This is a genomic window from Sulfurimonas sp., assembly GCF_027056685.1.
Taxonomy (GTDB): domain Bacteria; phylum Campylobacterota; class Campylobacteria; order Campylobacterales; family Sulfurimonadaceae; genus Sulfurimonas.
Map to the genome: position 1 here is coordinate 4,700 of NZ_JALUKE010000066.1, position 9,601 is coordinate 14,300.

The following is a 9,601-nucleotide window of genomic DNA, read 5'->3' on the forward strand; positions in this document are numbered from 1 at the left end:
ATTTAACATTTTGTTTTTTATCCATTTTTTCATACCACTGTCATTATACCTACATATAGATTAAACATATGATTTTTATATGTTGCTTAATGACTGATTGATACAAAGTAGACATATAAAAGTTTAAAGGTTTTATGCGATAATTAAGTAGCAAACCATAATTAGAAGAGGAAAAGTTGATGAATGAAAAGAGAATTGTATTGGGTGGTGGATGTTTTTGGTGTATAGAGGCTGTTTATAGAAATGTAAAAGGTGTGCTCTCTGCTGTGAGTGCTTATGCAGGTGGGGCGCGTCCAAATCCTAGTTATGAGAATGTTTGTTCAGGTGCTACGGGGCATGCAGAGGTTGTGGATATTCACTATGACGGGGATGTAATATCTTTGGAGGATATTTTAGATATTTTCTTTGAAGTACATAATCCAACGACACTTAATGCACAAGGAGCAGACAAAGGCACACAGTACCGTTCTGTTATTTATTATGCCAATGAGAGCGAAAAAGAGCTTATAGAAAATTCCATTAACAAACATCAAAAAGATTTTGCACAGAAAATAGTTACAGAAGTTTCTCCTTTGCCTGAAGTTTATCCTGCTGAAGCCTACCATCAAAATTATTATAATCAAAATGTATCACAAGGATATTGCCAAGTTATAATTGCTCCGAAATTACAAAAATTTATGACAAAATTTCCTGACAAATTAGTATAAATGTGCTAAACTATTTAAAACTTTAAAAAGAGGTAGTTATGGAAAAAATATATGAATTAGCTATTGTTGGTGCAGGTCCTGCAGGTATTGCAGCCGCTATTGAAGGGTATATGCAAGGCATAAAAAATATTGTTTTGCTTGAAAAAGATGAAAATCATAACTCTACCATTCGTAAGTATTATAAAGATAACAAACGAGTAGATGTTGAGTGGAAAGGGCAAAAAGTTGAGCTTGATGGAAATATTTACTTTATAGATGGTACAAAAGAGACAACTTTAGACTTCTTTGATGAGATACTCAAACAACATGCCATAGAGTTGCAAACTCATGTTGAAGTGACTGGTATTGAAAAAGAGAGTGACTATTTCAATATTTATATGGCGGGTAAAAGTATTAAGGCTAAAGATGTTGTTGTGACTATTGGGCGTATGGGCAAACCTAATAAACCTGACTATAAAATTCCTCCAGCAATCAGAAAAAAAGTAAACTATACTACTGATGAATGTAGCTCTGGTGAGAAAATATTAGTAGTAGGTGGTGGAGATAGTGCTGTTGAGTATGCTGTTGATTTGAGTGAGAACAATGATGTTTCAATCTGCTACAGACGCGAAACTTTTCGTCGTGCCAACCCTACGAACCAACAAAATATTGCAAATGCAATCATGCACAATGAAGTACGACCTATTTTAGGGGTGAATGTAGATGGGCTTGAGGCGACTGAAGATGGAAGAATTAATGTTCTTTTCAATGAAATAGAACCCGAAGTGTACGATAGAGTTATTTACGCTATTGGTGGTACAACTCCAAGCGCATTTCTCGCAAGTTCTGGCATAAAAGAAGAAGATGGAAAACCTGTTCATAATGAAAATTATGAGACAAATGTCAAAGGGCTTTTTGTAGCTGGTGACATAACGCAAGAGAGTGGAGGAAGTATTGCTCTTGGGCTCAACCATGGTTACGCTATAGCGACTTATTTGAATTCTAAAAAGTAGTGAGAGGGGAGTCTTTCTCTCTAATTTCCCCCTTATCTGTCTCTAAAATAATTTCAATTTCACACCGTAGGTACTGGGATACGAGTAGGGGTGTGAAATTTGTATCTTCAAACGCAGCCTTTCTTGCTGCGTTTATAATTGCTTCTAAAAGCGAGTTGTTATTGGCATCTTTATAGATACCTCTAAGTTCATCATTGAGATAAATTTTCACAGTAGTTACAACAGGCTCTTTAAGTAAAATATACTCTTTCAAGAGGGCATCTTTATCTATTTTTTGCTGCATCTGTAGCACTTCTTCTATGGCATCACGGGCAATTTGTAGTAAAACAGATCTAGCCACTATGTTTGCCTTTTGTTGATGAGTTTGATGATAATCATTACACTAATGACTTGAAAAAGTGAGGCTAAAATAAAGGCGTAGTAGTGTAGTGTGTCGATAGAATTGGCACTGTATGCAAGTGTTGCCATTGCGATGAGTAGCGTAAGCGGCATAGAGTGGGAGAGTCCAAACAAAATTGTATCTGTAATGCCAAGTTCTTTTAAAAAGACCACAGAAGCAATAAGACGCATTAAAATCATTACAATAGTAATAATAAGAGCCTCTTTTATAAGTCCATTCATAAAGAGTGCATCAAGATGGAATGAACTGCCGATATGGATGAAAAAAATAGGGATTAAAAATCCAAATCCAAATGATGCGAGTTTTTCAGGGAGTTCATGTTTATGTTGAAAAAATGATGGAATAAATATTCCTGCCAAAAAAGAGCCAAGCGCAAGTTCAAGATGGAGATAGAGCATAGCCCCTACGAGGAGGAAAAAGATACCCATAGAGAGTCTAATATCTTGCTCCGCTCTATCTTGATGGGGCATAAGTGCTGTTGCTACTTTTGGAAACCACCAAAAAAGTAGCTGCATAAAACGAAAAAGTAAAAACATAAAAAGTAAAAAAGCGAGAAGTGCCATAATATGCTGAAAAAGGGTGAGTCCTACACCAGACTTAAGGGCAGCAGCAGTAATGGTAAGAATGACAATACTTGCCACCTCTCCTATACCACCTACGACCATAGAGAGATTGAGCCATGGTGTCTTTCCATACTCTTTTGCAAGTGAAGCGACAAGACCTACAGAGATAAGAGGTAGAAGCACTATAAAAATTTTTCCAAGATGAAATTGCATTGCAAAGAGAATGGAAAATATGTAGAGAATGATGAGGTAAAACGAGACCTTTTTAACAATTCTCTTCGGTGTTTTGAGGACATCTTTGAGATTAATCTCTGTTCCTGCAATAAACATCAGGTATAAAAATCCAAACTCTGCAACTAAATCAAAAAGATGCTCATCATGCAAAAATCCAGCATACCCAAAGAGTGAACCTAAGATGATTTCGATGGGTGTTGTGGGAAGACGAAGTGCCTTTGCAAGAAATGGCGATAACATTATAATAAGTGAAATTGTTACAATGAGTATAACGTTATCAGTCATGTTAGTTTACTTTTTTTGCAACTTCTAAGTGAAGAGAGCGGAGCATCTCTAAATCTTGATGCATCCCTCTTCCTTTTGTCGTTAAGTAGTTTCCTATGACAATGGAGTTCGCTCCATTTTGAAATATCTCTGCTTGGCGCTCACCAAACATAAGTTCACGCCCTCCTGCAACCATAATTCTTTGCGCCTTATCAACTGTTTCTCTGGTAAGTCTAATAAGGGCAAGTGCTTCATCAGTTGTAAGTGGATTTGGTTCAAGTTCTAGTGCAACATTATGATGGTAAAAGTTAATTGGTACGGAGCTTGGGTTGAGGGATTTGAGTGATTGTAGCATTGCAACTCTATCTTCTTGACTCTCCCCGAGTCCAAAAATACCGCCACTAATAAGTGTCAGCCCCGCTGCGTTTACATTTTGACAAGTCTCATAACGCTCACTCCACGGGTGTGTTGTACAGATTTTTTGGTAAAAAGCTTCTGAAGTTTCTAAGTTGTGGTTGTAAGCTTTTATGCCAGCTTCTTTAAGTACTAAGAGTTGCTCTAGCGTTGCTGTTCCATTGCATCCTATTAAACGCAGCTGGGGAGCTACTTTTTGCACCTCTTTTGCTACATCACATACAAATTTTAGGCTTTTATCTGTAAGCCCTTTATCTGCGGTTACTAAACAAAACCCTAAAGCACCATTGTCTCTAGCTGTTTGAGCCTCTTGAAGAATCTGCTCTATGGGTTTTTGTTTGTAGCGTTCTATATCTGCTTTGTATCTTACGCTTTGAGAACAAAATTTACAATCCTCTTTGCAAGTGCCGCTGTTGATGTTGCAGATAGAACATAAAAATATCTCTTCATTCACTATTTTTGCCTTGTAAACGAAAAAGTATCTTTAAGGGTGTAGCTTTTTTCGCCTTTGGTTTGTGTGTAGTATTCTACTATAAATTCATCATCAAGTACCTCAAGTAGTACACATTCAGATGTAGGTTTGTTTCTTGCACAGACCTCTCCAGGATTTAAAAAGAGAGAACCTTCCACAAACTCCGTCTCAAATTTGTGTGTATGTCCAAATATAATGACCTCCGCATCACTGCTCATATAAAATGGCAGATGCATAAGTTTAAATTTTGTATTTGCAAGTTTAAAGTAGTATGGCTCTTGAACAAGATGATAGCGGTTATGATACTCTGCTAGATGAGCATCATTATTTCCATAAACTGCAATGTACTTTTTACCTGAACTTTCTAAAATATCAAGCGTTTGTGGTTCGACAATATCACCAGCATGAATAAAAAAATCAACACCATTTTCTAAAAGCATATTGACCGCTTTACGCGCTTTTTTTACTTTAGTATGGCTGTCTGATATGATTCCTATTTTCATGGTCTATTTTTTCTCGTCAATCTCTTCACGCGGTGTGCGTGCTTTACATTTTACACACTCATACACTTCTTTGTTTCTGTATGTTCTTGGTGCTAAAACGCCTGTACATCCTTTCTCTTTACACTTAATGGTAGTTGGTTCAAATTTTGAAATAAATTTACATTCAGGATAGTTTTCACATCCCCAAAATGGTCCTCTGCGTGAGTTTTTCAGGCTAATCTTACCGCCACAATCAGGACAAGGTGTTTCACTTACTTTCTCTTGGACATTAATGCTTTTTGTATTTTTACAATCAGGATAGTTTGAACAGGCTAAGAACTGCCCGTTGCGTCCATTTTTAACTATCATATCTGCACCACATTTGTCACACTTTTCATCGGCAGTCGTCTCTTTTTTCTCAACTGCGTTTCCTTCTGCATCGCACTCTTGTGTGTATTTACATTTAGGAAAACCACTGCAGGCGATGAAGTTTCCAAAACGACCAGAACGAAGTAGTAGCTCATGTTCACCACATTTTGGACAAGTTATGCCAAGTGGTTTTGCAAGTTTGAGAGAGACTATGTTCTCTTTTCCCTCTTCGATTTGCTTCATAAATTTTCCATAAAAATCAAGAAGTAGTTTTTGCCAGTTTACTTTCCCCTCAGCAATTTCATCGAGTTCCTCTTCCATATTTGCAGTAAAGTTGATGTCCACAATGTTTGGAAAATTTTTCTCTAAAATCTCGGTAACAGTAAAAGCGATTTCAGTAGGAATAATCTGCTTTTTCTCAATAGTCACATAGGTACGGTTTGAGAGCGTTGCAATGGTCGGTGCATAAGTTGATGGACGACCAACACCTTCAGATTCAAGTTTTTTAATTAACGATGCTTCAGAGTAACGAGCAGGTGGCTCAGTAAAGTGTTGCTCTGGTTTTATGCTTTGAATTTCCGCTTTATCACCCTCATTTAACACAGGAAGAAGTTTATCTTTGTCTTCTGCACCAGTTACAGCGTAAAAACCATCAAAAATAAGCTTTCTACCACTTGCACGGTACTCATTTTCATTGCCTTTAAAGATGATGCTTTGTTGTTCAAATCGTGCATCTTCCATTTGACATGCCATAAAACGCTCATAAATAAGACGATAGAGTTTTATCTCATCTGCTTTTAAAAATGATTGTGCGACTTCTGGCGTAAACTGTAGCATAGTAGGGCGAATAGCCTCATGTGCTTCTTGTGCATTTTTTGCTTTTTTGTTGTATGTTTTTGGCTCTTTTGGAAGATACTTTTTGCCAAATCTACTCTCAATTATTCCACGAACTGCACCAACTGCCTCTTGTGCTAAGTTGAGTGAATCGGTTCTCATATAGGTAATAACCCCTGAAGTTCCATCTGGAGTTTTTACACCCTCGTAGAGTGTTTGGGCTACCATCATTGTCTTTTTCGGTGTAAATCCAAGTCTGCTTGAAGCAGTTTGTTGGAGTGTTGAAGTCATAAATGGTGGTGGTGTAGAACTTTTACGCTGTTTTGTCTCTATTTTTGCGATGACAAAGGCATCATTTTTGACACTTTGTGTGATTGCATCTGCTTCATCTTTGTTTTTAATAGAGAGTTTCTCTATTTTTTCACCCTTATGTTTTATAAGGTTTGCATCAATGTTTGTTTTAAACGCAGTGTCTATGCTCCAATACTCTTGAGGAATAAAAGCTTTAATCTCGCGTTCTTTATCTACTACAAGCTTGAGTGTTGAGCTTTGAACACGCCCACCACTAAGACCTTTTTGAATTTTTGATGCTAAAAGAGGAGAGAGTTTATACCCTACTATTCTATCAAGTAGACGACGAGCCTGTTGCGCATTTACCATATCCATATCTATTTTTCTTGCTGATTCAAGGGCATGTTTTATGGCAGTTTTTGTAATTTCATGAAAGACAATACGAGGAAGTTCCAACGGGTCTTTTTTTATAGCATGGGCAATATGCCATCCAATAGCTTCACCCTCGCGATCCTCATCGGTCGCGATATAGATGATGTCCGCTTTTTTAGCTTTTTCGCGTATCTCTTTTACAGTAGGCGCATTCTCTTTTGCTACGGAGTACTTAGGTACAAGTTCATGTTTCTCTTCATCAAGAGTAATTCCAAAACGGGATTTTGGCAGATCACGGATATGCCCCTTTGATGCAATAACATCATACCCTTTGCCTAAAAAGTTTTTGATAGTACGGGCTTTTGCCGGTGATTCAACAATAATTAAATTCAATTCTTTTTCCTATATATATAGTAGAGTGATTTGTTTTTTGATTTTGGAAGTGTAGCTAAAAAAGATTAAATTGTGAAAAAGTATAAAAATTTACAACTTTTTCTAAAGTATTTTTTTTGATGACCGATTTAGTTTGCATCTAGGGCATGGAAGCCTAAAGATAAAATTAAAATATACAAGAGCGAAAGGCTCTTCCATAGAAAAGGATTTATTATGGGTTTTAGAATTAACACAAATGTAGGTGCGATGAATGCGCATCGTAATGCTACTCAAAACAATGTTGCTTTGGACAAATCTCTTGAGAGATTGAGTTCTGGTCTTCGTATTAACACTGCTGCTGATGATGCTTCTGGTCTTGCTATTGCAAATCAATTGAAATCACAAGCAAGTGGTCTTGGTCAATCTATTCGTAATGCAAATGATGGTATTGGTGTTGCTCAAACTGCTGATGGTGCGCTTGATGAGTATGAAAATATCATTAACACTGTAAGAACAAAATCAATTCAAGCTGCTTCTGATGGTCAAAATGCTGACTCTCGTAAAGCTATTCAGTCAGATATTGACAAACTTATGCAAGAAGCAAATAACATTGCAAAAACTACTTCGTTTAATGGTCAAAAACTGCTTGATGGTAGTTTTCAAAACAAAGCGTTCCACATTGGTGCATACTCTAATGAAACAGTGGGTATAAACATCTCAAATACGCAAACAAATACTATAGGTCGTCATGTTGATACTACAGGTAGTGCAGCAGTTGATTCTACAGCACTTACTGCAGGTGGTTTAACAATCAATACAGATGCGCTTAGCTCTGCTGTAAAAGTTGGTGCTACTTCTGCTGATTTAGGTGAGGCTAATGATACTGTAAGTATTGCACATAGTGCAGATTCTGCTTGGGCAAAAGCGGGAGCTATTAATGCTGTATCTACACAAACTGAAGTAACTGCAATAGCTTCTACTAAAGTTGATGGTGCTGCTGTTACATCTGGTACAATCAGTGCTGGTAGTTTGACTATCAATGGTATTGACATCGGTAAAGTTGAGGTTAAATCAAGTGATTCTGATGGTGCATTAATGAATGCCATCAATGCTCAAACTAGTAAAACAGGTGTTATCGCTACAAATGAGGGTGGTAAACTTGTTTTAAACTCAAATGATGGTAGTGATATTAAAGTATCTGCGGCTACGGGTGTATCTGCTGTAGCGGGTCTTGCTTCTAAAATAAATCGTGGTGATATTACATTAGTTTCTGACCACAATGTTCAAATGACAGCTGGTGCTTCACATGTTGGTTTTGCATCTGGTGCAAAACTTTCAGGAGAAACAAGTAGTACACTTAGTCAAATTGATGTAACTACAAGAGATAGTGCTGAAAAAGCTATTCGTACAACTGATTCTGCATTGAAACAACTTGATGCGATTCGTTCAAACATTGGTTCTACTCAAAATCAACTTGAGTCAACTGTAAGAAATATTTCTGTTACACAGGTAAATGTTACGGCTGCTGAATCTCAGATTCGTGATGTTGACTTTGCTGCAGAGAGTGCAAACTTTTCAAAACATAACATATTAGCGCAATCAGGTGCTTATGCTATGAGTCAAGCAAATTCTGTACAACAAAATGTTCTAAGACTACTTCAATAGGTAGTTAAAGTGGAATGAAACCTGCTTTTTAGCTTTAAAAAGCAGGTTCATTTATGAGTATATATAGTAAAAACATAGCTGCGTTAGAGAGTGTAAACGCAGAGCTAGCCGCAAAACTTTCCCAACTAACTACCAATGAAAAATACGAAGTCTTCGCAAGTGGACACTATGCCGATGCAAATATTCTTGATACTCAAACAAATACTTTTATGTATGAAAAGCGACCTATAGATGAGATAGAAGAGACCTATGTCGAACTTATGAAAGAGTATAAGCTCTATAAAATTATGTATATTTATGGCATTGGTAATGGTCACCTTATAAATATGCTCCTGCAAAATCATTTTCACGAATTTATTTATGTTTTTGAACCAGAATTAGAACTGCTCTACATCGCACTCAATCTTACAGACATTTCAGAAGATATAGCTTCTAAGCGACTTATACTTATTCATACACAAGATTTTGATTCTGTTATATTTAGACGCATAGTTGAAGGTTTAGCGGTTGTACATCTTAAAGCCTATGATTTACGATTAAACGCAGCGTTTTATAATAGCTACGTGGATGATATAAAGAAAGTAAACCAAGATATACTTAAAATTTTTAGATACTATTTGGTTTCAACAGGAAATGATGCTACTGATGAACTTTTAGGCTTAGAGCATTTTGTGCAAAATTTACCCCTAATGCTAAAAAATCCTCAACTGAATAATCTTGTGCATAAGGGAAAAAATAGCGATACTGCTATTATTGTTGCCACTGGCCCTTCACTTACTAAACAATTACCTCTTTTAAAAGAGATTCAAAACTATGTAACAATATTGGCTGTAGATGCTAGTATGCCTGTTCTTGAGAAAGAGGGTATTAAACCTGATATTGTTACGACAATAGAGCGAATAGCATTAACAGGTGAATTTTATAAAAAGACATCCAAAGAGTTTCAAGAGGGCATAGTATTTGCTTTGACAGCTATAGTAGCACAAGAGTTACTAGAAAGTGTTAAGGCAGGACAGTTGCAACTCAGTATGAGACCAACAGGCTGGCATTATGCTTTTATGGGATTTGATAAGTATGGCTATTTGGGACTTGGGATGAGTGCTGCAAATATGGCGTATGAACTCGCAAGTAGTATGGATTTTAAGCAGATTATAATCATTGGGCAAGATT

9 protein-coding genes are annotated in these 9,601 nt (G+C 36.7%); 4 read left to right on the top strand and 5 right to left on the bottom strand.

Annotated elements, in window-relative coordinates:
• Positions 1-179: 179 nt before the first annotated feature.
• Both msrA and MVY38_RS02880 read left to right on the top strand, forming a co-directional pair.
• The gene (msrA, locus tag MVY38_RS02875) at positions 180-707 is read left to right on the top strand and encodes a peptide-methionine (S)-S-oxide reductase MsrA (RefSeq protein WP_297483453.1); all 528 of its coding nucleotides are present in this window, start codon (positions 180-182) and stop codon (positions 705-707) included.
• Between the two features lie 38 nt (positions 708-745).
• Complete coding sequence (locus MVY38_RS02880; RefSeq protein WP_297483455.1) at positions 746-1,699, top strand: NAD(P)-binding domain-containing protein; 954 nt, start codon at positions 746-748, stop codon at positions 1,697-1,699.
• On the opposite strand, the gene MVY38_RS02885 is transcribed toward MVY38_RS02880, so the two are convergent.
• From MVY38_RS02885 to topA, 5 genes are read right to left on the bottom strand one after another with little or no spacing between them, the layout of a single operon-like run.
• Positions 1,689-2,039, bottom strand: coding sequence for an AMMECR1 domain-containing protein (locus MVY38_RS02885; RefSeq protein WP_297483457.1), 351 nt, complete (start codon positions 2,037-2,039; stop codon positions 1,689-1,691). The two genes, MVY38_RS02880 and MVY38_RS02885, sit on opposite strands and share 11 nt — an antisense overlap.
• Positions 2,039-3,181: a cation:proton antiporter gene (locus MVY38_RS02890; RefSeq protein WP_297483459.1), complete on the bottom strand. Its 1,143-nt coding sequence runs from the start codon at positions 3,179-3,181 to the stop codon at positions 2,039-2,041. Before MVY38_RS02890 ends, MVY38_RS02885 begins: the two co-directional genes overlap by 1 nt.
• Before the next feature lies 1 nt (position 3,182).
• A complete protein-coding gene (locus MVY38_RS02895; protein WP_297483461.1) occupies positions 3,183-4,028 on the bottom strand; it encodes a biotin synthase in 846 nt (281 codons plus the stop codon).
• Positions 4,028-4,549, bottom strand: coding sequence for a YfcE family phosphodiesterase (locus tag MVY38_RS02900; protein ID WP_297483463.1), 522 nt, complete (start codon positions 4,547-4,549; stop codon positions 4,028-4,030). Before MVY38_RS02900 ends, MVY38_RS02895 begins: the two co-directional genes overlap by 1 nt.
• Positions 4,550-4,552: 3 nt before the next feature.
• Positions 4,553-6,787, bottom strand: a complete 2,235-nt coding sequence (gene topA, locus MVY38_RS02905; protein WP_297483464.1) for a type I DNA topoisomerase — start codon at positions 6,785-6,787, stop codon at positions 4,553-4,555.
• A 213-nt stretch (positions 6,788-7,000) separates the two neighbouring features.
• On the opposite strand from topA, the gene MVY38_RS02910 reads away from it, so the two are divergent.
• Positions 7,001-8,431 carry a flagellin gene (locus MVY38_RS02910; protein WP_297483466.1) on the top strand — a complete coding sequence of 477 codons (1,431 nt, stop codon included), beginning with the start codon at positions 7,001-7,003 and terminating at the stop codon, positions 8,429-8,431.
• Positions 8,432-8,484: 53 nt separating this feature from the next.
• A partial coding sequence (locus MVY38_RS02915; RefSeq protein ID WP_297483467.1) for a 6-hydroxymethylpterin diphosphokinase MptE-like protein occupies positions 8,485-9,601 on the top strand: 1,117 nt, incomplete at its 3' end.